The sequence below is a fragment of the uncultured Plantibacter sp. genome, from assembly GCF_963518075.1.
Taxonomy (GTDB): domain Bacteria; phylum Actinomycetota; class Actinomycetes; order Actinomycetales; family Microbacteriaceae; genus Plantibacter; species Plantibacter flavus_A.
Genome location: NZ_CAUQHZ010000002.1, coordinates 184,142 through 209,235 on the forward strand (window position 1 = coordinate 184,142; position 25,094 = coordinate 209,235).

The 25,094-nt window shown below is 69.0% G+C and carries 19 protein-coding genes and 1 pseudogene; 13 read left to right on the top strand and 7 right to left on the bottom strand.

The window, feature by feature from the left end; genetic code table 11:
- The first annotated feature begins 28 nt into the window (after positions 1-28).
- The 5 genes and pseudogenes from RWN05_RS04605 to RWN05_RS04620 all read left to right on the top strand — a co-directional run bounded on the left by RWN05_RS04605 (position 29) and on the right by RWN05_RS04620 (position 4,056).
- Positions 29-952 (top strand): sugar phosphate isomerase/epimerase, encoded by a 924-nt coding sequence (locus RWN05_RS04605; protein WP_079003906.1) that lies wholly within the window; start codon positions 29-31, stop codon positions 950-952.
- A 42-nt stretch (positions 953-994) separates the two neighbouring features.
- A complete protein-coding gene (locus RWN05_RS04610; protein ID WP_314138723.1) occupies positions 995-2,059 on the top strand; it encodes a Gfo/Idh/MocA family oxidoreductase in 1,065 nt (354 codons plus the stop codon).
- A gap of 61 nt (positions 2,060-2,120) precedes the next feature.
- Positions 2,121-3,032 carry a sugar phosphate isomerase/epimerase gene (locus RWN05_RS04615; protein ID WP_079002366.1) on the top strand — a complete coding sequence of 304 codons (912 nt, stop codon included), beginning with the start codon at positions 2,121-2,123 and terminating at the stop codon, positions 3,030-3,032.
- Positions 3,029-3,310 (top strand): annotated as a pseudogene (locus RWN05_RS18105) (Gfo/Idh/MocA family protein); the annotation flags it as partial. The gene RWN05_RS04615 and the pseudogene RWN05_RS18105, both read left to right, overlap by 4 nt.
- Positions 3,311-3,369: 59 nt before the next feature.
- Positions 3,370-4,056 carry a Gfo/Idh/MocA family oxidoreductase gene (locus RWN05_RS04620; RefSeq protein ID WP_314138725.1) on the top strand — a complete coding sequence of 229 codons (687 nt, stop codon included), beginning with the start codon at positions 3,370-3,372 and terminating at the stop codon, positions 4,054-4,056.
- Positions 4,057-4,153: 97 nt separating this feature from the next.
- Here the strand turns inward: RWN05_RS04620 and RWN05_RS04625 are convergent, their stop codons facing one another.
- Positions 4,154-5,587: a sugar porter family MFS transporter gene (locus tag RWN05_RS04625; protein WP_079002368.1), complete on the bottom strand. Its 1,434-nt coding sequence runs from the start codon at positions 5,585-5,587 to the stop codon at positions 4,154-4,156.
- Positions 5,588-5,752: 165 nt separating this feature from the next.
- A complete protein-coding gene (locus RWN05_RS04630; protein ID WP_071260326.1) occupies positions 5,753-6,586 on the bottom strand; it encodes an SDR family NAD(P)-dependent oxidoreductase in 834 nt (277 codons plus the stop codon).
- Positions 6,587-6,664: 78 nt separating this feature from the next.
- On the opposite strand from RWN05_RS04630, the gene RWN05_RS04635 reads away from it, so the two are divergent.
- Positions 6,665-7,276: a TetR family transcriptional regulator gene (locus RWN05_RS04635; RefSeq protein ID WP_079002369.1), complete on the top strand. Its 612-nt coding sequence runs from the start codon at positions 6,665-6,667 to the stop codon at positions 7,274-7,276.
- A gap of 2 nt (positions 7,277-7,278) precedes the next feature.
- Here the strand turns inward: RWN05_RS04635 and RWN05_RS04640 are convergent, their stop codons facing one another.
- Positions 7,279-7,935 (bottom strand): TetR/AcrR family transcriptional regulator, encoded by a 657-nt coding sequence (locus RWN05_RS04640; RefSeq protein ID WP_314138726.1) that lies wholly within the window; start codon positions 7,933-7,935, stop codon positions 7,279-7,281.
- A gap of 180 nt (positions 7,936-8,115) precedes the next feature.
- Here RWN05_RS04640 and RWN05_RS04645 point away from each other — a divergent pair, with 180 nt between their 5' ends.
- From RWN05_RS04645 to RWN05_RS04655, 3 genes are read left to right on the top strand one after another with little or no spacing between them, the layout of a single operon-like run.
- Positions 8,116-9,474, top strand: coding sequence for an MFS transporter (locus RWN05_RS04645; RefSeq protein WP_399542875.1), 1,359 nt, complete (start codon positions 8,116-8,118; stop codon positions 9,472-9,474).
- Positions 9,475-9,532: 58 nt separating this feature from the next.
- A complete protein-coding gene (locus RWN05_RS04650) occupies positions 9,533-12,202 on the top strand; it encodes a family 78 glycoside hydrolase catalytic domain (RefSeq protein WP_314138729.1) in 2,670 nt (889 codons plus the stop codon).
- Positions 12,203-12,236: 34 nt separating this feature from the next.
- A complete protein-coding gene (locus tag RWN05_RS04655; protein ID WP_079002372.1) occupies positions 12,237-13,478 on the top strand; it encodes a glycoside hydrolase family 1 protein in 1,242 nt (413 codons plus the stop codon).
- Positions 13,479-13,528: 50 nt separating this feature from the next.
- Here the strand turns inward: RWN05_RS04655 and RWN05_RS04660 are convergent, their stop codons facing one another.
- Positions 13,529-14,575 (bottom strand): LacI family DNA-binding transcriptional regulator, encoded by a 1,047-nt coding sequence (locus RWN05_RS04660; protein WP_079002373.1) that lies wholly within the window; start codon positions 14,573-14,575, stop codon positions 13,529-13,531.
- A 148-nt stretch (positions 14,576-14,723) separates the two neighbouring features.
- Here RWN05_RS04660 and RWN05_RS04665 point away from each other — a divergent pair, with 148 nt between their 5' ends.
- From RWN05_RS04665 to RWN05_RS04675, 3 genes are all read left to right on the top strand, one after another.
- On the top strand, positions 14,724-16,190 hold the full coding sequence (locus tag RWN05_RS04665; protein ID WP_079002374.1) for a glycoside hydrolase family 43 protein: 1,467 nt from the start codon (positions 14,724-14,726) through the stop codon (positions 16,188-16,190).
- A gap of 82 nt (positions 16,191-16,272) precedes the next feature.
- Positions 16,273-18,087 (top strand): beta-glucuronidase, encoded by a 1,815-nt coding sequence (gene uidA, locus RWN05_RS04670; RefSeq protein ID WP_314138733.1) that lies wholly within the window; start codon positions 16,273-16,275, stop codon positions 18,085-18,087.
- Between the two features lie 97 nt (positions 18,088-18,184).
- Positions 18,185-19,555, top strand: a complete 1,371-nt coding sequence (locus RWN05_RS04675; RefSeq protein WP_071259900.1) for an MFS transporter — start codon at positions 18,185-18,187, stop codon at positions 19,553-19,555.
- A gap of 19 nt (positions 19,556-19,574) precedes the next feature.
- Here the strand turns inward: RWN05_RS04675 and RWN05_RS04680 are convergent, their stop codons facing one another.
- On the bottom strand, positions 19,575-20,621 hold the full coding sequence (locus RWN05_RS04680) for an SMP-30/gluconolactonase/LRE family protein (RefSeq protein ID WP_079002376.1): 1,047 nt from the start codon (positions 20,619-20,621) through the stop codon (positions 19,575-19,577).
- A complete protein-coding gene (locus RWN05_RS04685; RefSeq protein WP_079002377.1) occupies positions 20,618-22,441 on the bottom strand; it encodes an NAD(P)/FAD-dependent oxidoreductase in 1,824 nt (607 codons plus the stop codon). Before RWN05_RS04685 ends, RWN05_RS04680 begins: the two co-directional genes overlap by 4 nt.
- Positions 22,442-22,510: 69 nt before the next feature.
- On the opposite strand from RWN05_RS04685, the gene RWN05_RS04690 reads away from it, so the two are divergent.
- A complete protein-coding gene (locus RWN05_RS04690) occupies positions 22,511-22,969 on the top strand; it encodes a MarR family winged helix-turn-helix transcriptional regulator (protein WP_079002378.1) in 459 nt (152 codons plus the stop codon).
- A 48-nt stretch (positions 22,970-23,017) separates the two neighbouring features.
- Here the strand turns inward: RWN05_RS04690 and RWN05_RS04695 are convergent, their stop codons facing one another.
- Positions 23,018-25,060 (bottom strand): beta-galactosidase, encoded by a 2,043-nt coding sequence (locus RWN05_RS04695; protein ID WP_079002379.1) that lies wholly within the window; start codon positions 25,058-25,060, stop codon positions 23,018-23,020.
- Positions 25,061-25,094: the final 34 nt, after the last annotated feature.

Sequence of the window (25,094 nt, forward strand, 5' to 3'; positions counted from 1 at the left end):
TCCCACGAACGAGTACCGAAGGAACCCGATGTCAGCATCCACCACCACCCCGTCGATCCGTATCGGCACCGCTCCCGACTCCTGGGGTGTCTGGTTCCCCGACGACCCGAAGCAGGTCCCGTGGGAGCGCTTCCTCGACGAGGTCGTCGCTTCCGGCTACGAGTGGATCGAGCTCGGCCCGTACGGGTACCTCCCCACCGATCCGAACCAGCTCGCCGACGAACTCGGCGCCCGTGGGCTCAAGCTCTCGGCGGGAACCGTCTTCACCGGCTTCCACAAGGGCGACGACCAGTGGAAGCGCGCCTGGGACCAGGCGCTCGACATCGCCGGGCTCGTCTCGAAGCTCGGGGCCGAGCACCTCGTCGTGATCCCGGACCTGTGGCGCAGTGACGCGACGAGTGAGGTCCTTGAGGCTCGCACCCTCGACGACGGGCAGTGGGCGAAGCTCGCCGCCGGGCACGATCGCCTCGGCAAGGCCCTCCTCGAGGAGTTCGGGATCAAGCAGCAGTTCCACTCCCACGCCGACAGCCACGTCGGGACGACCAGGGAGGTCGAGCGCTTCCTCGCCGAGACCGACGAGCGGTACACGAACCTCTGCCTCGACACCGGCCACTTCTCCTACTACGGCGGCGACAACCTCAAGCTCATCGACGACCACCCGTCGCGGATCGGCTACCTGCATCTGAAGCAGGTCGATACAAGCCTGCTGTTCGACGTCCTGAAGAACGACGTGCCGTTCGCCGAGGCCGTCACCCAGGACATCATGGTCGAGCCGCCGTTCGGCGTCCCGGAGCTCGGCCCGATCATCGAGCGCGTCGCGGCACTCGACCCGCAGATCTTCGGGATCGTCGAGCAGGACATGTACGGCTGCTCGATCGATCGCCCGTTCCCCATCGCCAAGCGCACACGCGAGCACATCTTCGGCGAGACCGCCGCTGCACGCGTCAGCTGAACCCACTTCGACCAGTCAGACTTCACGGAAGGCACCGACGCCATGAGCACCACCATCCAGACCACCGACCGTCCCACCGGGACCGACGCCCGGACCGGCGACCTCCGGGTCGGCATCGTCGGAGCCGGCCTGATGGGAGCCGACCACGTCAAGCGGATCACCGAGCGGGTGAGCGGTGCGGTCGTCGCGGCGATCATCGAACCCGACGCCGGACGTGCCGCAGCCGCGGCCGCCAATGCGCCCGGTGCCCAGGCGTTCACCCGGATCGAGGACGCGATCGCGGCCGGGGCCGTGGACGCGGTCCTCATCGCGACCCCCGGCCAGTTCCACGAGCCGGTACTCCTGCCGGCACTCGCCGCCGGACTCCCGATCCTCTGCGAGAAGCCGCTAACGCCCGACTCCACGTCGTCGTGGCGGGTGCTCGAGGCAGAACAGCAGCTCGACCGTCCGCACATCCAGGTCGGGTTCATGCGTCGCTTCGACGCCGAGTACCAGCAGCTGCGCGCCCTCGTCGAGTCGGGCGACGCCGGCGAGCTCCTCATGCTCCGCGGCGTCCACCGCAACGCGGTCGTCCCCGACACCTACACGCAGACGATGCTCATCACCGACTCGGTCGTGCACGAGTTCGACGTGCTGCCGTGGGTGGCCGACTCGACCGTCGCGAGCGTCGAGGTGAAGTACCCGCGTCGCAACCGGCTGAGCCCTGACCACCTGCGCGAGCCAATCCTCGTTATCATCGAGCTCGCGAACGGAGTCCTCGTCGACGTCGAGATGAACGTGAGCGTCCAGTTCGGCTATCAGGTCGCGACCGAGGCGGTCTTCGCCGAGAGCATCGCGAGGATCGGTCAGCCCTCTGGTCTCCAGCAGTGGAAGGACGGCCGCTACAGCGTCGCCGACCACACGAGCTTCGTGACGCGGTTCGCCGCGGCCTACGACGAGCAGGTCCAGCGCTGGGTGAACGCGGTCCGCGCGGGCATCCTCGTCGACGGGCCGAACGCCTGGGACGGCTACAAGGTGGCACTCGCGTGTGAGGCGGGAGTCGCGGCCCTCACCACCGACGGCCCGGTGCCGGTCGCCGTTCCCGAGCGCCCCGCGTTCTACGCTTGATCCGCGTCCGGCCGGGGTCTCACGCGGCACCGGCCGGCCGCACTGACGAAGGAGTTCCCCGATGGTCCGCATCGCTCTCGACCCGACCCCGTACCACCACGACCACGGGCTGCTCGACTTCCCCGACATCGCCGCACGGCTCGGGTACGACCACCTGCAGCTGACGCCGCACGCCGACTTCGGGCCGTTCTTCCGCTACCCCAAGGCCGACGACGCCCTCGTCGCCGCCCTGCGCAAGCGCGTCGCGGACGCCGGGATCACCATCCCCGCGCTCCTGCCGGTGCAACGTGTCTCCTCGCCCGAGGAGCCGCAGCGGGAGGCTGCCGTCCGCAACTTTTCGCGCATCATCCACCTCGCCGTGGAACTCGGCGTCGACACCCTCAACACCGAGTTCAGCGGACGCCCTGAGCGCAGCGAGGACTCGGAGGCCGCCTTCTACCGCTCGATGGAGACCCTGTTGCCGCTCGCCGAGCGCGAGGGTGTCCGCATCAACTTCGATCCGCACCCCGACGACTTCGTCGAGGACGGGCTCGAGGCCTGGCGGATCATCCGGGGCTTGAACTCGTCATCCGTCGGCTTCGTGTACGTCGCCTCGCACACCTTCCACTACGGCGACCGCGCAGCCACCCTGCTGCCCGAGATCGGCGCGCGTCTCGGCGCGGTCTACGCGGCCGACACGTTCGACCACCACCGGTCGCACGGCCTCCGGTACATCAGCAACCCGCCGGGCAACGCGGCACGGGTGCACCAGCACCTCGCGATCGGCGACGGCGACGTCGACTGGTCGGGACTCTTCGCGACGCTCGGACGCACCGGCTTCCTCGATCGCGAGGACGCGATCGTCGTCTCCAATGTCTTCGCAGAGGACGAGCGCGCCGACGAGGTCTCGCGGTTCCAGCTCGACCGCCTGCGTGAGCTCGTCGACGCCGGCCGTGCGGCCGCTTCGGGTGAGGGAGCGGGAGCCGGCGCGTGAGACTCGGCCTCGTCGGATACGGCTTCGGCGGGCGCACGTTCCACGCCCCGTTCGTCGCCGCTCTCGGCGAGGGTGTCCTCGCCGGTGTGGTGACCCGTTCGCCGGCGAGGCGCACGGAGTTGGCATCGGATCATCCTGGTGTCCCTGCCTTCGACACCCTGGCCGAGTTGCTGGCATCCGGCGTCGACGTCGTCACGATTTCAACGCCGCCGTCGGGACGCATCGATCTCGCGAAACAGGTGATCGACGCGGCCGTACCGGTGATCGTCGACAAACCGATGGCCGTCAGCCTCGCCGAGGCCCGCGAGCTCGTCTCCTACGCCGCCGAGCGGGGGGGGTGCCGCTCAGCGTGTTCCAGAACCGGCGGTGGGACTCGGAGTCCAGGACGCTGCGGGCGATCGTCCGTTCTGGAGCGGTCGGTGACCTCCGGACGGTCGAGAACGTGCTCGACCGCTGGGAGCCCGAGGCGACTGCTGACGGGTCAGGGGGCGGCCAGCTCCTCGACCTCGGGAGTCATCTCGTGGACCAGGTGCGCGAAGCCCTCGGGCCGGCGGACCGGGTGTTCGCGACGATCGACCGCCGACCCGCTGACGCCTACGAGTACGCCTTCGATCTGGTGATAGAGCACCGGAACGGTGTCCGGTCGATCGTCGCATCCGACGTCCTCCAGCCGGACGGCCGGCCGCGTCTCCGGGTCACCGGAAGCTCCGGGACCATCACCCTGGACGGACTCGACATCCAGACCGAGCAGGTGCTCGCCGGCCTGCGACCGGGCGACCGGGGGTGGGGTGTCGAGCCGCACGAGCGGTGGGGCAGGCTGACGACGGTCGATGGCGAGCGTCGGCCCTACCCGCGGGCCGACGGCCGGTGGCAGGACTTCTACACCGGTGTCCGCGACGCCGTCGACTCCCGGTCGGGCGGGTTCCCTGTCGCCGTCGAGGGCTCGCTCGCGACGTTCGCGATCCTCGAGGCAGCGCGGCACAGCGACCGCCTTGGAGCGTGGGTCGACCTCTCATCCGTCTGACGCCTCCGGCACACGGAGCCGGGGGATGAAGCCCCCACGACCGAACGGCCCGCCCTCTCGATGAGGGCGGGCCGTTCGGCGGTACAGCGGCTGCCGATCAGAACGTCTTGTACTGCTCCTTGAAGTGGTCCTCGAGGGACTCCAGGCTCTTGCCCTTCGTCTCCGGGACACTCGTCGCGACGAAGAGGATGGCGAGGAGACCGACCGCTGCGAAGAGCAGGAACGTTCCGAAGCCGAGGGACTCGACGAGCGAGGGGAACGCCAGCGAGATGATGGCGTTCGTGGACCAGAGCACCAGGACGGTGATGCCGATCATGACGCCGCGCATCTTGAGAGGGAAGATCTCGGCGATCATGAGCCAGGCGAGGGGGCCGATGGTGCCCTGCATGATCCCGATGAAGAGCAGGATCGCGATGAGGAGCAGCCACGGGCGGACGGGGTTGTCCTCGGGCAGCCCCAGGCCGATGGCGCCGACGAGCAGGTGCATCGTCGTGGTCCCGATGAAGCCGAACAGCATCAGCGAGCGACGGTTGAAGCGGTTGATGATGGAGAGCGCCACGAGCATCGCCGTGACGGACATCACACCGTTCAGGACGTTGAAGCTGAGCGCCGCGTTCCGGGTGAAGCCGGCCGCCTCGAGCACCTGGGTGCCGTAGTACATCATCGAGTTGATGCCGGTGAGTTGCTGGTAGGCGGCGATGCCGATGCCGATGAACAAAAGGCGACGAATCCACGGCGTGCGGACGATGTCGCGGAACGTGCCCGACTGCTCGTCCTTCTCGATCTCGGAGAGCTGCCGGACCTCCTCCATCTCGGCGACCGCGCGCTCCTCGGAACGCACCTGCCGGAGCACCTCGAGGGCCTCGTCGTCTCGTCCGCGGGCGATGAGCCAGCGCGGACTCTCGGGCATCCGGAGCATGCCGAAGAACAGGACGAACGCCGGGATCACGGCGATGGCGAGCATGTAGCGCCAGACGTGGTCGTTGGAGCCCCAGACGTTGCCGATGATCGCGTTGATCGCGAAAGCGAGGAACTGCCCGCCGACGATCATGAGCTCGTTCCGCGACACGAGGCTGCCGCGCTTCTCGAACGGCGCGACCTCGGCGAGGTAGACCGGCACCGTGACCGAGGCGCCGCCGACGGCGAGGCCGAGGATGAAGCGGAAGACGAGCAGGATCTCGTAGGTCGGGGCGATGACGCAGCCGCCGGCGCCGATGAAGAACAGGACGGCGATGATGAGGATGTTGCGCTTGCGACCGAGGCGGTCCGACAGACGCCCACCGAAGAAGGCGCCGACGGCGGCACCGATCAGCAGGGTGAAGGTGATGAGTCCTTCTTGGAAGGAGTCGAGGCCGAAGTACTCCATCATGAACGACAGAGCGCCGTTGAGGACGCCGGTGTCGTAGCCGAAGAGCAGCCCGCCGAAGGTCGCGATGACGGCGACGAGGCCGAGGCGTCGGTTGTAGGGGCCGTTGCCGAGTGGCGGCAGGGCCACCTTCACGGCATTGGTGATCGTTCCACCATGAGACACGTTGTTCGCTCCTTTGCGTGTTCCCGCCTCCGGCCCCGATGGGCCGGTTGTCGACGCTGAACCGGGTGAGAATGTGTCCTTATGTTAGGACATTCTGCCAACAAGCGCTAGTGAGTGCTCTGATCTGGTGAGATGGGTGGGCCCGTCGGCTCCAAGCCTGAGGAACTACAGGGTCTCTCCAGCGTCAGCCAGGAGGGTGCTGCCGGTCATGATCATGGAGAGGTCGCTCGCGGCGAAGAGGACGACGCGGGCGATGTCGTCTGGGGTGCCGAAGCGTCCGATGAGGCTCTGGTTCATGACATCGAGTTTCGGGAGCTCGACGCCGGCTGCAGCGGCGGCCTCGGCGGCGGCGGCCGCGACGGCGAGATTCCCCTCCGTGGGCACGAAGCTCGGCGCGACACCGAGGACCCGGACGCCGAGCGGAGCGAGGTCGACCGCGAGCGACTTCGTGAGTCCGAGCGCCGCGTGCTTCGAACTCACGTAGGCGGACATGCCCGGGAAGGCGACCTGGACCCCGGCGGTCGAGACGATGTTCACGATGACGCCGCCGGACCCGTCCGCCGTCATGCGTCGTGCCGCTTCGCGCGCCCCGAGGAAGACGCCGCGGGCGTTGACGGCGAAGACCCGGTCCCAGGTCTCGTCGTCCATCTCGAGCACCGGGGCGTTGGGGAAGACGCCGGCGTTGTTCACCCAGACGTCGATCCCTCCGAGCTCGGTGACGGCGAGGTCTGCGGCGGCCGCGACGGTTGCGGCGTCGCTTACGTCGGCGCGGGTTCCGAGGGCCGTGACACCGAACCGCGCGTGGAGCTCGTCGGCCGCGGTGCGCGCGGCGTCCTCATGCAGGTCGACGATGAGGAGGTCGGCGCCGGCCTCCGCGAGTCGGACGGCGATGGCCTTGCCCAGTCCTTGCGCGCCTCCGGTGACGACGGCGCGTCGCCCGGCGAGGGAGAGGAGGTCTGCGAGCGGGGTCTCGGAGACATCGGGGAAGGGGTAGGGCATGACGACCTCCATGTCGTGGCAACGGTATTGGCAGAGTATGTCATAAAACGACCTGCGCGCGGGCGCTAGCGTGGGTGCATGACCGCCAAACGGGGCCCCGGCCGCCCGCCCGTCTCCGAACCTGACGAACTCCGGTCCCGAGCGCTCGACGTGCTCTACCGCCGCGGGTACGAGGGCACGACGATGGGCGTGCTGGCGGAAGAGGTCGGGGTGAGTGTCCGCACCCTGCATCGGTACTTCCCGACGAAAGCTGACATCGTGTGGGGTGGCATCGAGGGGGCGATCGATGCGCTGGCTCACGGCTTCGCGACGGCCGACGATTCACTGCCCATCGCCGACGCCATTGCCGCGGTCGTGCTCGACGTGTTCGACCAGGACGCCGACGCGCTCGCCGTCGGCCGCGCTCGGATGCGCCTGATCGCGACGACCCGCGAACTACGTGAGACGAGGCCGGAGACCTACCGGCGGTGGCGCGAGCAGACCATCGAGTTCGTCGCGCGGCGCCTCGAGGCCTCGCCGTCCGACATCGTCCCGCGAGCCGTCGGGGCCGCTGTTCAGGCGGCGATCGACGAGGCGCTGGCCTGGTGGGCAGCCGGTAATCGTGATACCTCTCCCGCGCAGGCGGTCGCGGAGGCGCTTCACGGCTTCGACGTCATCCGCACGAGCGGTGTGGACTCGCCGGCCCGCTGACCTCACGCCGTCGTGGTGGCGCCGTCCTCCGGGGACGCGATCAGGCGCATGAAGGCCTCGAGCAGCGGCAGGGTCTCGCGCTCCGGGTCCAAGAGCGCCTGGATGCGCAGACCGTCGATCATCGCCAGCGTCATCGTCACCTTGTCATCGGCGGTGAGATGCTCCCCGTCGGCGGCCGTCGAGAGCCGCTTGTCGGTGAAGTGCTCGCGCATGCGGGCTCGGCGGGCCATGAAGAAGTCGTGCGCGGGGTGGTGGGGGTTCGTGGCCGCGATGGTGATCGCGAGCCAGTTGCGTTGCTGCTCGGGGTGGGCGAAGTCCTCCTCGAGCACCGCGCTCAGGACGCGGTCCGCCGGCAGTCTGGACTGCATGATGCGCTGGGCGAGCTCGAGGTCGTCGGCGTCCCGCTGCGCGAGGGCGGCCAGGAGGAGGTCGTCCTTCGTCGCGAAGTGGCGGAGGAGCGCGGCGTGCGTGACGCTCGCGCGGGAGGCGATGTCCCGCAGTGAGGCCCGCTCGTAGCCGTGCTCGGCGAAGCTCGCCGACGCCGCCCGGATCATCTCGGCGCGGCGGGCCGGTGTCGTCGCGTAGGGGCCGCGGGGGCCACGTCGACCGCGGGTCGGGTTCCCCTCCGGTGCGATGTTCGTCGCCGTGCTCGTCGTCATGCTCGGCCTTCCTCGCGTCGATCGGACAGGTGTTGCCCGGGACTTGCCAATTGTATCCGCGATGGTTACTGTTTCCAAACAGTAACCATGTTGGTTACAGTTTGCCGGAGTCGCACACCGCTGTCGCCCGGACGCAGACCAGCACCGTAGCCGGTCGACACACCCGATGAAGGAGTCATGGTGTCCCCGAACGAACCCGATCCCACCGCCCGCGCCGCAGCCGGTCTCGCCGCGGCCCAGCCCACCCCGGGCGCGCAGCCCGAACCCGACGGACTCGACGCCGCCCCGGCCACCGTGCAGGAACCGCAGACCCCGGTCAGCCGCTCCTACATCTTCTGGCTCATGCTCGCCAGCTTCGGCGCGTCCATGGCCATGATGGTGCCGCTGTCGTACGGTATCGCCGTCCGCATCTCCGAGCTCGCGCCGGGTCACGAGGAGGTGCTCGGCTACATCACCGGGACGGCCCAGCTCGTCTACCTCGTCATCAGCCCCATGGTCGGCATCTGGAGCGACCGCGTCCGCTCACGCCTCGGCCGCCGCACACCGTTCATCTTCCTCGGCGTCGGGATCGGCCTCATCGGCCTCATCGTCATGGGACTCGCGCCCGACCTCCTCATCGTCGGTGCCGGCTGGGTGCTCGGCATGTCCGGCTGGTCCATCTGTGGCGCAGCGATCCAGACGCTGCAGGCGGACAAGCTCCCGGAGTCGCAGCGCGGCAAGGTGTCGGCACTGACCGGGCTCATGACGCAGATCGCGCCGGTCCTCGGCATCGGCGTCGCCTACGCGGTGTCGTCCAGCACCTTCCTCGTGTTCCTCGTCCCCGGCGTCATCGGCGCCGTCCTCCTCGCGATCTTCCCGCTCATCAAGCCGGAGGGGAGCTCCAAGCACCTCGCGAAGACGGATACCGTCACCGTCGGCTCCGTCGTCCGCAGCTACGGCTTCAACGTGCGCAAGTACCCGGACTTCGCCTGGAACTGGCTCGGTCGCTTCGTCTTCTTCATCGGCCTCTACTTCAACACCACGTTCGGCACCTTCTTCTACGCGCAGCGGCTCGACCTCCCGGTCCGCGAGGTCGCCGGGGTCGTCGCTACGATCGGGATGCTCGGTGTGGTCGCCGCGGCCGGTGGGGCGCTGCTCGGCGGCTTCCTCTCCGACAAGCTCAAGCGTCGGCGGCTGTTCGTGCTCATCGCCTCGCTCCTCTTCGTCGCCGGTGCCCTGGCCGAGGCGTTCGCGTGGTCGCTGCCGCAGCTGATCATCGGTGCGGTGCTCATGCAGACCGCGATCGCGGTGTTCGCGACGGTGGACCAGGCGATCATCTTCGCCATCCTGCCGAACCGCGAGGAGGCCGGCCGGTACATGGCGGTCGTCGCCTTCGCCCAGAAGATCCCGAGTGCCGTCGCGCCGCTGCTCGCCTCGGTCGTGATCACCCTCGGTGCGACCGGCGCGGAGAAGAACTACACGATCCTCTACCTCACGGGTGCGGTCCTCGCGCTCCTCGGCGGGATCATCGTCTCCACCAAGGTCAAAGCCGTCCGCTGACCCGGCGCGGCCGCGCCGTCGACACCCCGTCCAGCACCACTGAGCAGAGAGCCACCGCATGCACACGACACCCCACGATCTCACCGTCGACAGCGGCGGCGACCAGTTCGTCGTCACCGGGGCGACGCCGCGGCTCTCTTGGAAGCCAGGAGCGGGTGCGATCGGTGCCTTCGAGCTCGAGGCGGTGATCGGCGGGGTTCGGCAACCGGTCGTGCTCGCGGACTGGCACCGCTACCTCGACTGGCCCTGGTCGCCGCTGTCCAGTCGTCAGCGCGTCGAGTGGCGCGTGCGCTCCACCGAGGAGGCCGCCGAGTGGTCGGAGCCGGCCTCGTTCGAGGTCGGCCTGCTGAACGAGGACTGGGAGGCGTCCTGGATCTCCCCGGTCGAAGCAGAGGATCCCGGCTACGGGAACCGTCCCGCCCACCTCCTGTCCGTCGCGTTCCCGGTGGATCGGGAGATCCGGTCCGCCCGGCTCTACGCGACCGCCCTCGGGGTCTACACCGCGACGGTCAACGGCGAGCGTGTCGGCAGCGCGGAGCTCTCCCCGGGCTCGACCTCGTACGACCGGACCCTCTACGCCCAGGCGTCCGACATCGCCGGTGCGCTGGCCCACGGCACGAACCTGCTCGACATCGAGCTGTCCGACGGTTGGTATCGCGGACAGGTCGGTGCATTCCGCATCCCGTCCGGCTGGGGGACCGTCCTCGGTCTCCGGGCCGAGGTCCACGTCGATTTCGCGGACGGCACCACGCTGGTGGTCCGCTCCGACGAGCGCTGGACCAGCAGGCCGTCCACGATCACCAGAGCCGACCTCATGGACGGCCAGACGGTCGACCTGACGCGCGTGGCGGCGACGGGCACCGGTGTCGTCGTCGACGCGGTGGTGGACCCGCCGGCGATCGACTGGTCGCCGGCGCCCGCCGTGAAGGTGGTCGCCTCGCGCGCCCCGAGCAGCGTCCGCGAGCTGCGCGAGGGCGTGTGGGTCGTCGACTTCGGCCAGAACTCCTCCGGATGGCTCCGGCTCGGAGATCTCGGACCCGCGGGCACCCGGACCGAGATCGACTACGGCGAGTATGTCGGAGCGGACGGCGACCTCTCGACGACCCACCTCGACTCCCACCGTCCGGGCGAACCGGCACGGGTCTTCCGGCAGCACGACGAGGTGGTCGCGGGGGAGACGCCGGCCGTCTTCGAACCGCGGCACACCGTCCACGGCTTCCAGTACGCACGGATCGTGCGACACGGTGCGCCGCTCGACCCGGCGACGCTCTCGATGCAGATCGTCCACACCGACCTCGCGCAGGCCGGCACGTTCGCGTGCAGCGACCCCGACCTGGAATCGCTCCATCGACTCGCCGAGTGGAGCTTCCTCGGCAACGCCGTCGACGTCCCGACGGACTGTCCGACGCGGGAACGGCTCGCCTGGAGCGGCGACTACCAGGTGTTCGTCTCCACGGCCACACGGCTCCGCGACGTGAGCGGGTTCAGTCGGAAGTGGCTGCGTTCCGTCCGTGACGACCAGCTCGACGACGGTCGCATCACGAACTTCTCGCCGGACGGTCGACGCATCAAGCAGCGACTCGACGACCAGTTCGCGATGATGACCGGTTCCGCGGGCTGGGGCGACGCGATCGTCGCGGTGCCCTGGGAGCTGTACCGCAGCTACGGCGACACCGAGGTGCTCGCGGAGAACTGGGACGCGATGGTCCGATGGGTCGAGTGGGCGATCGACCGCGCCCGGGAGACCCGCCACCACGCGCGGCAGCAGCGCTCGTCGGAGCCCGAGGCATTCGAGGAGTTCCTCTGGGACGGCACGTTCCACTGGGGTGAGTGGACAGAGCCGCGGGAGCTCGACGCCGACGGCAAGGTGATTGACCCGATCGTCGACGATCCGATGGCCTGGTTCATGGCTGACAAGGGCGAGGTCGGAACGGCCTACCTCTTCCGTTCCACGTCCACGCTCGCGCAGATCGCGGCGATCCTCGGCCAGGACGATGCGGCGGACCGCTACGCGCTGGTCGCCGAGGAGGTCCGCTCGGCCTGGCAGGCCGCTTACCTTCGGCCAGACGGCACGACCGAGACCGACACGCAGGCTGCCTACGTCCGGGCGCTGTCATTCGGGCTGCTCCCGGAGGCTCGTCGAGCCGCCGCGCTGGATCGCCTGGTGGAGCTCATCCGGCGAGCCGACACCCACCTCGGCACCGGGTTCCTCTCGACGGGGGACCTGCTCCCCGTGCTCGTCGAGGGTGGCCGTGCGGACGTGGCCTACGAGCTGCTCATGCAGCGCACGGAGCCCTCCTGGCTCACCATGGTCGACCGTGGTGCGACCACCATCTGGGAGGCCTGGGAGGGCATCGACGCGGACGGTGTCGCCCACGAGTCCCTCAACCACTACAGCAAGGGGACGTTCGCGCGCTTCCTCCACGAGTACACGCTCGGACTCCGGCAGGCCGAGGATTCGATCGCCTGGGATTCCATCATCATCGCACCCGTCCCCGGCGCCGGACTGTCCTGGGCCAAGGGCTCCCACGAGTCGCCGAACGGGACGATCACCCTCCACTGGCGGCAGGAGGGCGGTGAACTGCTCATCGACGCGGTGATCCCGGCTGCGACCACAGCCCGGATCAGCTTCCCCGACGGTACCGAGTTCCACGCCGGCCCCGGCCGCTTCAGCGCCCGCCGCCCGTTCCGCACTCCGGTGGCCGAAGCTTCGGTCGCCTCCATCTGACCATCGCACCACGAACGAGAGAGCATCGACGACCATGACGACGACCTTCCCCGACGGATTCCTCTGGGGCGCGGCGACCGCCGGCCACCAGATCGAGGGCAACAACGTGAACAGCGACTGGTGGGCGCGCGAGCAGTCCATGCCGGGCATGGAACTGTCCGGCGACGCCTGTGACAGCTATCACCGCTACCGCGAGGACATCGCCCTCCTCGCCGAGGCCGGGCTCACCTCCTACCGCTTCAGCCTCGAGTGGTCACGGATCGAGCCGGTGCAGGGGCACACCTCGCGGGCGGAGCTCGCCCACTACCGGCGCATGATCGAGTGTTGCTTCGAGCACGGCGTCACCCCGGTGGTCACCCTGCAGCACTTCACGACACCCCAATGGTTCGCCGAGCGAGGCGGCTGGTTGGCGCCCGACGCCTCGGAGCGGTTCCAGGCCTACGTTGCAGAGGCGACCACGATCCTCGATGGTGTCGAGTGGGTCGTCACGATGAACGAACCGAACATGCAGGCCGCGATCATGACCGCCATGCGCCGCATGCAACAGGCCGGCGGGCAGTGGCAGAGCCCGACCGTCGAAGCCGAGGGGGAGTCGGAGCAGCAGTCGCACAGCGACTTCCTGACGTACGCCGATCCGGAGATCGGACGGACGTTCACGGCCATTCATCATGCGGCGCGGGCGATCGTGCGCGAGCGCACTGGCGCGAAGGTCGGCTGGACCATCGCCGCCGGCGCGCTCACCGCGGCCCCGGGCGGTGAGGAGAAGTTGCTCGAGATCCGGTACGGCAAAGAGGACGTCTACTGGGAGGGCAGCCGCGGCGACGACTTCGTCGGCGTGCAGGCTTACTCGAGTCAGCAGGTCGATGCCCGCGGACTCGTGCCGCACCCGCCGCACCCGAATAACACCCTCGTCGGCACCGCATATCGCCCAGATTCGCTGGCGATGGCCGTCCGTCACGCCTGGGAGGTCACCGGTGGTGTGCCGGTGCTGATCACCGAGAACGGTATCGCCACCGCCGACGACGAGCAGCGCATCCGGTACACCCGGGAGGCGCTCGAGGGGCTCAGCGGCACAATGGATGATGGCGTCGACGTGCGTGGGTACCTTCATTGGTCACTGCTCGACAACTTCGAGTGGGGTCACTGGGAGCCGACGTTCGGGCTCATCGCCATCGACCGGGAGACCTTCGTCCGCACGCCGAAGCCGAGCCTCGCGTGGCTCGGTGGTGTCGCCCGGTTGAACGCGCTCGACACCGTCGGCGTCACCGAAGCCTGACAACTCGATGCGGGGCTTGTCCGCGCAGGCCCCGCATCGTCGTCCCCGCGTCAGATCCGCTCGACCGGACCGGTTGACTCGCGCACGATCAGCGTGGTCGTGAGGCCGGGCCTGTCGTCCACCCTGTGCTCTCCCCGTACCTCGGCGACGAGCCGGTGGACGGCGGCCTCGCCGATGGCGGCGAGGGGGCTGCGCACGGTTGTCAGCGAGGGAGTGGTCAGATCGGCACCGAAGATGTCGTCGAAGCCGACGACGCTGAGTCGTCCGGGCACTGTGACGCCTGCCGTCCTGCACGCCCGCAGCAGTCCGAGTGCCATGAGGTCGTTGTAGGTGATGACCGCGGTCACGCCGGATGCGATGATCTTCGGCAGGGCATGCTCACCGCCCTCGATAGTCGGTCGGCCGGCGGTGAACATCGCGATCGACAGGCCGCGCGCACGTGCCGAACCGAAGATGCTGCTCCACCGGGTGCGGTTCATCCAGGACACGGCCGGTCCCGCCAGATAGCCGATCGAGCGGTGCCCGAGGTCGGCGAGGTGTCCCATCGCCTGCGCAACACCCATGGTCACGTCGGGGGTGATGGAGGGGAGGTCCGGAACCGCGCGGTTTGCCAGGACGACCGGCTTCGTCGCGGCCAACCGGCTGATCTCGTCGTCGCGCAGGCGAGAGGCGACGAGGAGTAGGCCGTCGACCGCCGACTGCAGGCGACCGGCGGTGGCGAGCTCGACCTCCCCGGACTCCTGCGACTCCGCGTACACGAGTGTCTGTCCAGTGGCGGCGATCGCGCGTTCTGCTCCGCGCACGAGGTCGAAGTAGACAGGGTTGGTGATGTCGGAGATGAGGATCGCCAAGGTGTCGGTGCGGCCGGTCGGGAGTGCACGCGCCATCGGGTTGATGCGGTAGCCCAACTCCAGGGCGACCGCGCGGACGCGCTGCTCCGTCGCGCGATTGACCCGCCCGGGCTTGTTGAGCGCTCTGGAGACCGTGGACGCGTTGACGCCGACCGCGCGCGCCACGTCGTAGATCGTCGGAGCGAGGCGTCGCCCGCCCGCCCGGGCCGGTGTCTCCTCGGCGAGCTTGCCCTGTGGATCATCCATGTCGTCCTCTGTCCGTCCTGCGTCGGATTGCCGGTGCTGCGCCCGCAATGGCAAGTTCTGGCAATCGGTTGACAGATTTTGTCTTGCTCAGTCAAAATAGCACCACGAGCCCCTCGCACCGTCGCGGAGGAGGAAGGAATCCACTCGCATGACGAACACCCCGGTCATCCCCGGCTATCACCCCGATCCGTCCGTCTGCCGGGTCGGCGCGGCCTTCTTCCTCGCCACCTCGAGCTTCGAGTATTCGCCCGGCGTCCCCATATTCACGAGCACCGATCTCCGCTCGTGGGACCAGCTCGGCAACGTTCTCACTCGAGAGGGTCAGCTGACGGTGCGGACCGGCGTCGAAGGCGCCAGCGGCGGTATCTACGCTCCCACCCTGCGACACCATGACGGCCGGTTCTGGCTCACAACCACCAATGTCGACGAGATCACCAAGGGGCACCTCATCGTGCACGCCGAACGTGCCGAGGGGCCATGGAGCGAGCCGGTCTACACGGAAGGCTTGATCGGCATCGACCCCGACCTCGCCTGGGGTGACGACGGGGTCTGCAGGCTCACGTGGGGCGACGTGATGCGCGGGTGCATCTCCCAGGTCGAGGTCGATCCGTCGACCGGTCGGGTCCTGTCCGAACCCGTGGTGCTCTGGCGCGGTATCGGAACCGGCGACACGCATCCGGAAGGTCCGCATGTGTTCAAGCGCGGAGACTGGTGGTACCTGCTGGTCGCCGAAGGCGGCACCGGTCCTGGCCACATGGTGACCGTCGCGCGATCAGCGGCCATCGACGGACCATTCGTGGGGAACCCGGCGAACCCGATCCTGTCGCACCGCAGCACGACCCATGCGGTCCAGTCCACCGGTCATGCCGACCTGGTGGAGGCCGAGGACGGCAGCTGGGCGATGGTCCACCTCGGGGTCCGGCTGCGTGGATCGTTCCCGCGGTGGCACACGAACGGCCGCGAGACCTTCCTCGTCGGCATCGATTGGGTAGACGACTGGCCCGTCGTCGTGGAGGACCGCTTCCCGGAGTCGACCCCGAAGACCTCGTTCGTGGACACCTTTGACGCACCGACCCTGCACCCGCGGTGGATCGCCCCGGGCGTGGCCCCGGCGTCCTTCGCGAGTGTCCGGGACGGAGCGCTGAACCTGACGGCGGGGCGACCCGCGGCGAGCCGTGACGCCGAGCACCTGCTGGCGGTCCGCGCACGCGATGAACAGTGGGCTGTGGAGGTGGCCGCGCCCGAGGGCGACATCGCGCTCGGCGTCCGCATCGACGACGCGCACCAGGCCGTGGTGCAGCGGGTCGGCGACCGCGTGACGGTCCGGGTCGTCATCGGCCCGCTCGACCAGATTGTCGCCGAACGGACCGGCGTCGACCGGCGTGAGTCGCTGACCGTCCGTGCCCTCGCTAACGCGCAGCAGCGGCCAGGCGCGCGCACCGGCCCCGACCGCATCATCCTCGGTCTCGGTGCTGAACCGGAAGCACTCGCCGACATCGATGGTCGGTACTGCTCTACCGAGGTCGCGGGCGGGTTCACGGGTCGCGTGATCGGGATCGAGGCGCTCGGCGGCGACGCGACCGTCACCCGGTTCTCTTACAGCGCCCTCCCTTGAACCCGGCCCCGAACCGCTCAGCTTCGTCTCGCTCTGAACCATCGACCCTCACCACCTCGCATCGTCGCGAAGAAGGAACCCCATGTTGAAACCCCGCGCCACCCCCACCCGGGACCTCGTCAACCTCGACGGCCTGTGGTCGTTCGCGCTCGACTCCGCCACAGGTGAGCAGCCATGGCTCGAGCGGCTCCCCGGCTCGCTCGAGGTGGCGGTACCTGCGAGCTACAACGACCAATTCACCTCCGCCGAGATCCGCGATCATGTGGGCTGGGTGTATTACCAGCGCCCCGTGTCCATCCCGCGCGGGTGGGGCGGTGAGCGCATCATGCTCCGGTTCGACGCCGCGACGCACGCCGCGCGGGTCTACATCGACGACGCGTTCGTCGGGGAGCACCAGGGTGGCTACACGCCGTTCGAGATCGACATCAGCGACCGGGTGCAAGCGGGGGTGAGCGTCAGCTTGACGGTCGCTGTCGACAACCAACTGACGAACATCACGATCCCCCCGGGCATCATCAGCGAGGCACCGGACGGCCGCAAGCAGCAGGCGGTGCTTCACGACTTCTACAACTACGCGGGGCTCGCGCGCTCGGTCTGGCTGTACAGCTCGCCCAAGGTCCGTGTGGAGGACGTGACCGTGGTCACGGAGGTCGACGGCGCGGACGGGATCGTCACGTACCGCGTCGCGACCACGGCGCCGGCCGATGTCCGCGTCCGGGTGCTCGACGCCACCGGAACCGAGGTCGCCACCGGCGCGGGGGAGTCCGCCACCCTCACCATCCCGGGCATCACCCGCTGGCAGCCTGGCGCGGCCTACCTGTACGACCTCGCGGTCGAACTCGTCGACGGTGATCGGCTGATCGACAGCTACACGCAGGCGTTCGGCGTCCGCACAGTCGAAGTCCGCGGCACACAGCTCCTCATCAATGACTCGCCCTTCTACTTCACCGGGTTCGGCAAGCACGAGGACACCGCCATCCGCGGTAAGGGACACGACAATGCCTACCTCGTCCACGACTTCCAGCTCCTCGACTGGATCGGGGCGAACTCGTTCCGCACCTCGCACTACCCCTACGCCGAGGAGGTGCTCGAGTTTGCCGACCGGCAGGGCATCGTCGTGATCGACGAGACTGCGGCGGTCGGACTCAACCTCGGGGTGCAGGGCGGCCTCACCGGCATCCCGCCCACCCCGACCTTCGCACCGGAGAACTTCGGCGGGGTGACGCGCGAGATCCACGCGCAGCACCTCCGAGAACTGATCGACCGGGACAAGAACCACCCGAGCGTCGTGATGTGGTGCATCGCGAACGAGCCTGCCTCGAACGAGGAGGGCGCGCGGGAGTACTTCGAACCGCTCGTCGACCTCGCCCGCGAGCTCGACCCGACGAGGCCGCTCACCTACGCGGCGGTGATGTTCGCGAACGCACAGAACGACACCATCGCCGACCTCTTCGACGTCCTCAGCATCAACCGGTACTTCGGGTGGTACGTGTTCACGGGCGACCTCGCCACGGCCGAGCACTACCTCGAGCAGGACCTCCGTGGGTGGGCGCAGCGGTTCGGGAAGCCGATCATGATGTCCGAGTACGGCGCGGACACGATGCCCGGTCAACACTCCGTATGGGACCTGCCGTGGAGCGAGGAGTACCAGACCGACTACCTCGCGATGAACCATCGCGTCTTCGACCGCATCCCGGAGTTCATCGGCGAGCACGTGTGGAACTTCGCCGACTTCCAGACGTCACCCGGCATCCACCGGGTCGACGGGAACCGCAAGGGTGTCTTCACCCGCGACCGCAAGCCGAAGGGTGCCGCGTTCTCGTTGCGGCGTCGCTGGACGGGGCTCGACGGGTCGAAGCCCGGGCAGGCCACCGACGGAGCCGACGACGACCGCTGACCCGTCCATCCGCGCGCGGCCCCTCGGGGGTGAGGGCCGCCGCGGGTGATCCCGACCCCGCAGCACATCCCGCACCACCCGACCGAAGAAGGAACCCATGGGCATCAACGACGAGCTCACTCCAGAGGAGTCCTCACGCATCACCATCGCCGCTGCCACGGCGCGTCCCATGACCTCCGGCACCGCCGCAGGTCCCACCACGACCAACCTCCCGACGCCCGACGGCCCGACCCGTCCAGTCAGCGCCCGCTTCATCGTGACGATGATGCTCGCGAACTTCGGGTCCTCGATGGCGTTCATCGTCCCGCTGTCCTATTCGCTGGCCCTCCGGATCCAGGAACTGGTGCCCGGCCATGAGGAGGTGTTGGGGTATGCGACGGGACTCGCGCAGGCGGTGTTCATCCTCACGGCACCGCTCATCGGCATCTGGAGTGACCGCACCCGCTCGCGGCTCGGTCGCCGTCGCCCGTTCATGCTGGGCGGGATCGTCTTCGGACTCGTCGGTCTGCTCGTCATCTCCGTGGCCCCGAGCGTGCCCGTCCTCATCATCGGGTGGATCATCGCCATGTTCGGCTGGGCCAACGTGGGAGCGGCGATCATGTTCCTCCAGGCGGACCTCGTGCCGGAACAGCAACGCGGCAAGATCTCCGGACTCACCGGCCTGACCGCCCAGGTCGCGCCGATCCTCGGCATCGGCATCGTCTACGCCGTGGTCGACATCAGCACCGTGCTCGTGTTCCTGCTGCCGGGTGTCGTCGGAGCGGTCACCGTGCTCGCGTTCGTCCTCCTCGGCAAGGACCCGGACTCGCGGGGCATGGCGCTGCCGGACGACCGCATCTCCCTGAAGAAGGTGTTCTCGAGCTACGCCTTCAATCCGCGGAAGTACCCGGACTTCGGGTGGAACTGGCTCGGCCGCTTCACGTTCTTCATCGGCCTGTACTTCAACACGAGCTTCGCGACCTTCTTCTACGCCCAGCGGCTCGGGCTGCCGGTCTCCGAGATCGCCGGCGCCGTGACGGTCATCGGCCTCCTCGGAGTCGTCGCCGCCGTCGTCGGAGCGCTCGGCGGCGGATGGGTGTCGGACAAGCTGGGGCGACGGAAGCTCTTCGTCCTCATCGGAGCGCTGCTCTTCGCGGTCGGCGCGGTGATCGAGGCCACCGCGTTCTCCTTCCCGCAGCTCGTCATCGGCGCCGTCATCATGAACCTCGCCCTGGCGGCGTTCGGAGCGGTCGACCAGGCCATCGTCCTGGCGATCCTTCCCGACCGCTCCGAGGCCGGCCGCTACATGTCGGTCGTGTCGTTCGCGCAGAAGCTGCCGAGCGCGATCGCGCCGCTCCTGGCCCCGGCGATCATCGCGATCGGTGCGGTGGACGGGGTGAAGAACTACACGCTCCTGTATCTCGTCGGCGGGGTGTTCGCCCTGCTCGGCGGGTCGATCATCCTGACGAAGGTGAAGGGCATCCGGTAGGTGGGTCGAGTGGCGTCCGTCAGCCGCCGTTCGACTGGCGGATGCCCTCGCCGAGCGCGGTGAAGCGGTAGACGTACCCGCCGGCTTCGCCGCTGACCGTCACGTACGCGTCGGTGGTCCCCGGTTCGATGGCGAGGTTCGTGGCCGATCCGACCCCGTCCTCGTCGTGCGGCATCTCCACGGTGGCGAGGTGCTCGCCGGTGTCGCTGTAGACGAGCACCGCGGCCCGCCCGTGGAGACCGAGGTAGAGGTTGCCGTCGGCGTCCACCGCGGCCGAGTCGACCTGCGTCGTCCCGCCGTCGATGTAGAGCGCCGGGAACGCCACCGCCACCCGCGATCGGGTCTCGTCCAGCCGGACGAAGTCGACCTGGTTCCCCGTGTTGTGCGTCACCCAGAGGCCGTCGAAGCCCGGCGTGAAGGCGACGCCGTTGGGGGCGGCGAGCCCGTCGGCGAGGACGCTCGGCTCCGCGGTCGAACCGTCGAGACGGATGAGCCGGCCCGACGCCTCCCAGTACGGCCGGTCGTATCCGGCGGAGTCCGTGACGTAGAGGTGCCCCGCCTCGTCGAAGGAGACGTCGTCCGGGTGGATCGGCGCCCCGTCGACGTCGCCCGCGAAGAACTGCCGGAGGTCGCCTCCGTCCGCCGTGACGCTGTCGATCCGGCCACCGATGAAGTCCGTGAGGTACAGCCGGTCGTCCACGGGGCTGAACTGCGCGGAGGTGTAGGCGCTCGTCGAATCGGTGTGGACGGGCGTGACGTCGAGGGACTCGGTGTCGATCCGGAGCACCTTCGGTCCGCCGGGAGGTGCCGTGACGTCCACCACGTAGAGGTCGCCGTCGGGTCCGAACGTCGGGCCTTCGAGGAGTGTCATCCCCGTGAGTTCGTGCGGTGAGGTGACCTGGAGGAGTTCGGTGGCGGTGATGGTGGTCGCTCCTGCAGGTCCCGTCGTCGACGAGGCGGCGGGCGCGGTGGTGGCGGTGGTGCATCCGGCCAGCGTCGTCGCCAGGACGAGGCCGCCGAACACCCGGACGTCGCGACGTCGCCACACGGCGGTGTCGGCGCTCATCGGCTCGCGCCTGCGGTCGCGGTCTCGGCGGTCACGAGCACCTCGTGCAGCCTGTTCGCCCGCCACTCGGCCAGCAACCGTCGGAACTGGAGCGGGCTGCCCGAGTACGAGGCGCCGGTCATCGACCGCGTCCCCTCCCCGTTGTAGTACCCCGGCGTGCAGGCGGCCTGGTAGGCGGTCACGTCTCGGGCGGTCCGGGCGATGGTCCGCACCCAGGCCTCCTCCGCTTCCGCCGTCGGCTCGACACGGACGACGTCCGCCGCGCGTGCCTGCTCGACGACCGCAGCGATGTGCTCGGCCTGGTCGCGCAGGATGTGCGCGAAGTTCACCGAGGTCGCGTTCTGGATCGGGCCCAGCTGGAACAGGTTCGGGAAACCGTGGGTCATGAACCCGTGCAGTGTCCGCGGTCCGCGGCCCCAGGCCTCGAGGAGGTTCCGACCGTCGCGTCCGAAGACGGGCAGGGTGCCTGAGACGACGCCGGACACCCCGGCTTCGAACCCGGTGGCGAAGATGACGCAGTCGACCTCGTACTCGGTGTCGCCGACCACCACCGAGTGCTCGGTCATGCGGGTGATCCCGCCGTGGTCGGCGGTGTCGACGAGGGTCACGTTCGGGCGGTTGAACGTCTGCAGGTAGTGGTCGCTGAAGGCCGGACGCTTGCACATGTAGCGGTACCACGGCTTCAGGACGGCGGCCGTGGCCGGGTCCTCGACGACCGCGTCCACCCGCGCTCGGATGCGGTTCATCGTGGCGGCGTCCTGGAGCTCCTCGAGCAGCTCCCGCTCGTCGTCGGGGATCGTGGTGTCGACCCGCCCCGACAGCACCTTCCGTTGCAGTGCCGCCGTCGCGGTCCATCCGTCGTCGATGAGCGACTCCTCGACCGGTTCGCCGGAGAGGACGGCGATGAAGTTGTCCATCCGTTCGCGCTGCCAACCGGGACGGAGCGATGCCGCCCAGTCCGGGTCCGTCGGCCGGTTGTCGCGGACGTCGACGGTCGACGGCGTGCGCTGAAACACGACGAGCTCCTGGGCGTCGCGGCCGAGGTGGGGGATCACCTGGATGCCCGTCGCCCCGGTGCCGACGACCGCGACCCGCTTGTCCGCGAGGCCGGTGAGTCCGCCGTCCGCGCTCCCGCCCGTGTAGTCGTAGTCCCATCGGCTCGTGTGGAAGGTGTGGCCGCGGAACGTCTCGATGCCGGGGATGCCGGGGAGCTTCGGCTGCGTCAGTGTGCCGGAGGAGGTGATGACGAACCGGGCGGTCATGCGGTCACCGCGGTCCGTCTCGACGGTCCAGTGTCCGTCGTCGTCCCAGGTGAGTCCGGTGGCGCGCGTCTGGAACAGGGCGTCGTGCAGCAGTCCGTAGTGCTCGGCGATCGCGACAGCATGCTGCCTGATCTCCTCGCCCGGTGCGTACCGCCACGACGGCACGGTCCCGAGCTCCTCGAGTAGTGGCAGGTACACGGAGGCCTCGACGTCGCAGTGGATGCCGGGGTAGCGGTTCCAATACCAGGTGCCGCCCACGCCGCCGGCCTCGTCCATGAGTCGGATCGACTCCACACCGGCATCGCGGAGTCGGGCCGCCGTGAGCAGGCCGCCGAATCCGGCGCCGATGATGAGCACCTCGACGTGGTCCGTGCGAGGCTCGCGCTCCTGCCAGGCCGTGTAGGGGTCCTTCGCGTAATATCCGAACGCACCGGCGGCACGGCGGTACTGGGCTTGGCCGTCGGGGCGGAGCCGTCGGTCGCGTTCGTGGGCGTACGTCGCGCGGAGGGCGTCGAGGTCGATGTCGTCGATCTCGGGGCGGGGGGCTGTCTTGGTCATGGGTAAAGCTTAGCTTTTGGCTAAGTAAATAGTCCTGAGGATCTGCTGAGTCACCACTACCGTGGTCTCATGAGCACAGCGGAACGGGGTCGGGACGCGGTTGTCCGCAGCGTCGAGGCGCTGGCGCTCACCATCTCCATCCGGTCGATCCCCATGAGTCTCGAGCCGCTCCTCAAGACCGACCTCACCATCGCGCAGCTCAAGGTGCTCTCCCTCGTGGTCACGAGCGAGGACGGCGCGACCGGCGGGGGACTCGCTGAGACCTTCGGCGTCTCGATGGCGACGACGTCGAAGCACGTCGATCGCCTCGTCGAGCAGGGGCTCGTCACCCGCGCGTTCGACGCCGACGACCAGCGCGTCAGACGAATCCGCGCGACCGAACTCGGGCGCGCGGTGGTGCTGCGCATGATGGCGTCACGTCCGGAACTCGGCTCGGAGGTCCTCCGAGATCTCGCCACGGAGGACCTCCGGGCGCTCGAGCAGGGTCTCCGGGCCGTCGACGAGCTGCTCCGCGCCCGGCGCGGCTGACCGGCCGGTGCCGCACCGGCTTCCACGTCAAGCCGAGGGGCTGCCCCCTCAGGCGCCCCTCACGACCGCGACACCCTGGGAACCCAGACGGAGGCCGGCCGCCGAGGCGCCGCTCAACAGGTCGGTACCTGACAGGGTCAGGGTGACCGGGGTGGCACCGTGGTTGATCACGAAGGTCAGGTCCCCGCGACGGACAGCCTCGATCCAGGATGACGTCGCCTCGTCGTGGACCCGGAGCGGGGCGATGCCCGCCTCCGTCACGAGGGTGCGGATGAGCGCCCGGGTGTCGTCGAGACCCAGGCGCGTCGCCAGGTACCACGCGGTGCCGTCGCCGCTGACACGTCGGGTGAGTGCGGGCTGCCCGCTGACCGGTCCGTCGGCGAAGACCGCGCGCACGTCGGCGTCGTGGAGACGAACGGACTCGCTCCACTCCACACCGGTCGCGGTGCCGTCGGCAAAGACCGCACCCTCCACCCTGACCGACGGAGCGATGGTCGACTCCGGACGCACAGGGATGGCTCCAGGGCGATCCCAGGCGCCTGCGAGGGGGACGAACTCCTCGATCCAGATACCGAGGGTCTGCTGCAGCGATCCCAGGTAGCCGCCGAGCCGTGCTCGGTGCGTGGTGTCCACGATCGCAGACTGCGGCGTGACGAGGAGGACAGCGCCTCCGCGGACGGCGGCGTCGAGCGCGGCGAGCCGCGCGTCGTCGGCGACGAACATCGCAGGCGCGACGATCAACGCATACCCAGTGAGGTCCTCGTCACCGCGCACGAAGTCGACGACGACCCCCTCCTCGGACAGGGCCGCGTGCCACGGTGCGATGAGCGACGGGTAGCTCGACCGCATCGGGAGCCCTCGATGTTCGATCGCCCACCAACTCTCCCAATCCAGGATGATCGCGGCACGCGCCCGGACGGGCGCGCCCATCACTGCGTCCAGCGAGCCGAGTTCCGAGCCGAGTGCCTCGACTTCGCGCCAGATCCTGGTGTCGGTCCCCGCATGCGGAAGCATCGCGGAGTGGAACTGCTCGGCGCCGGCGGCGGACTGTCGCCACTGGAAGAACAGGATGCCGTCGGCTCCGCGGGCGACCGCCTGGTAGGAGAGCGCACGCATCTGACCGGGAGCCTTCGGCGCGTTGCTCGGTCGCATGTTCGCCGCGCCCGCCGCCTGTTCCATGAGGAGCCAGGGGCGACCGTGCCCGAGCGAGCGCATCAGGTCACGTGCCAGAGCCGCGGATCGAGCTGCATCGGGGTCGGCCGGGTCCGGGTAGAGGTCGTCCGCGACGACGTCGACGTGCGGCGCCCAACGCCAGTAGTCCAGGCCGCGGAACAGGCCCATGAAGTTGGTCGTGACCGGGATCTCCGGGGTCACCCGCCGGAGGACGTCCTTCTCGGCCAGGAAACAGTCGAGCAACTCGTCCGAGCTGAAGCGGTCGAAGTCGAGGAGTTGGGACGGGTTGCCGTACGCGGGTGTCGTGCGCGGGGGCTCGACCTGATCGAAGGAGGTGTAGTGCTGCGACCAGAAGGTCGTGCCCCACGCCTCGTTGAGGGCGTCGACCGTGCCGTACCTCCTGATCAGCCAGCGGCGGAACGCGCTCCCCGACGCATCGCAATAGCACCGCGACACATGGCATCCGTATTCGTTGTTGACGTGCCAGAGCGCGAGGGCAGGGTGGTCGCCGTACCGCTCGGCGAGTGCGGTGACCAGTCGGACCGCCGCTTGGCGGTAGGCCAGCGAACTGGGGCAGTACGCCTGCCGGGACCCGGCACGCAGGCGAACGCCGTCCGCAGTCACCGGGAGCGACTCCGGATACCGGTGAGCCAACCACATCGGCGGCGATGCGGTGGCGGTCGCCAGATCCACTCGGATGCCGCCAGCGTGGAGTGAGTCCAGCACGGTGTCGAGCCAGGCGAAGTCGTAGACGCCTTCCTCGGGTTCGAGCAAACCCCAGGAGAAGGCCCCCACAGTCGCGAGGGTGACGCCGGCCCGCTGCATGAGCGAGACGTCCTCGTCCCACACGTCGCGTGGCCACTGCTCCGGGTTGTAGTCCCCACCGAACCAGGGGGTTGCTGCGAATGCTGAACGCATGGGTCGTGATCCTCGTTCCGTGGGGCGGTCGATC

Bases quoted from the DNA above. Each gene is read 5' to 3' on its own strand.
- RWN05_RS04665 (WP_079002374.1), top strand. From the start codon at position 14,724: ATGACGAACACCCCGGTCATCCCCGGCTATCACCCCGATCCGTCCGTC.
- RWN05_RS04640 (WP_314138726.1), bottom strand. From the start codon at position 7,935: ATGACGACGAGCACGGCGACGAACATCGCACCGGAGGGGAACCCGACC.
- RWN05_RS04635 (WP_079002369.1), top strand. From the start codon at position 6,665: ATGACCGCCAAACGGGGCCCCGGCCGCCCGCCCGTCTCCGAACCTGAC.
- RWN05_RS04675 (WP_071259900.1), top strand. From the start codon at position 18,185: ATGGGCATCAACGACGAGCTCACTCCAGAGGAGTCCTCACGCATCACC.
- RWN05_RS04660 (WP_079002373.1), bottom strand. From the start codon at position 14,575: ATGGATGATCCACAGGGCAAGCTCGCCGAGGAGACACCGGCCCGGGCG.
- RWN05_RS04630 (WP_071260326.1), bottom strand. From the start codon at position 6,586: ATGCCCTACCCCTTCCCCGATGTCTCCGAGACCCCGCTCGCAGACCTC.
- RWN05_RS04655 (WP_079002372.1), top strand. From the start codon at position 12,237: ATGACGACGACCTTCCCCGACGGATTCCTCTGGGGCGCGGCGACCGCC.
- RWN05_RS04615 (WP_079002366.1), top strand. From the start codon at position 2,121: ATGGTCCGCATCGCTCTCGACCCGACCCCGTACCACCACGACCACGGG.
- RWN05_RS04605 (WP_079003906.1), top strand. From the start codon at position 29: ATGTCAGCATCCACCACCACCCCGTCGATCCGTATCGGCACCGCTCCC.
- RWN05_RS04690 (WP_079002378.1), top strand. From the start codon at position 22,511: ATGAGCACAGCGGAACGGGGTCGGGACGCGGTTGTCCGCAGCGTCGAG.
- RWN05_RS04695 (WP_079002379.1), bottom strand. From the start codon at position 25,060: ATGCGTTCAGCATTCGCAGCAACCCCCTGGTTCGGTGGGGACTACAAC.
- RWN05_RS04650 (WP_314138729.1), top strand. From the start codon at position 9,533: ATGCACACGACACCCCACGATCTCACCGTCGACAGCGGCGGCGACCAG.
- RWN05_RS04610 (WP_314138723.1), top strand. From the start codon at position 995: ATGAGCACCACCATCCAGACCACCGACCGTCCCACCGGGACCGACGCC.
- uidA (WP_314138733.1), top strand. From the start codon at position 16,273: ATGTTGAAACCCCGCGCCACCCCCACCCGGGACCTCGTCAACCTCGAC.
- RWN05_RS04680 (WP_079002376.1), bottom strand. From the start codon at position 20,621: ATGAGCGCCGACACCGCCGTGTGGCGACGTCGCGACGTCCGGGTGTTC.
- RWN05_RS04685 (WP_079002377.1), bottom strand. From the start codon at position 22,441: ATGACCAAGACAGCCCCCCGCCCCGAGATCGACGACATCGACCTCGAC.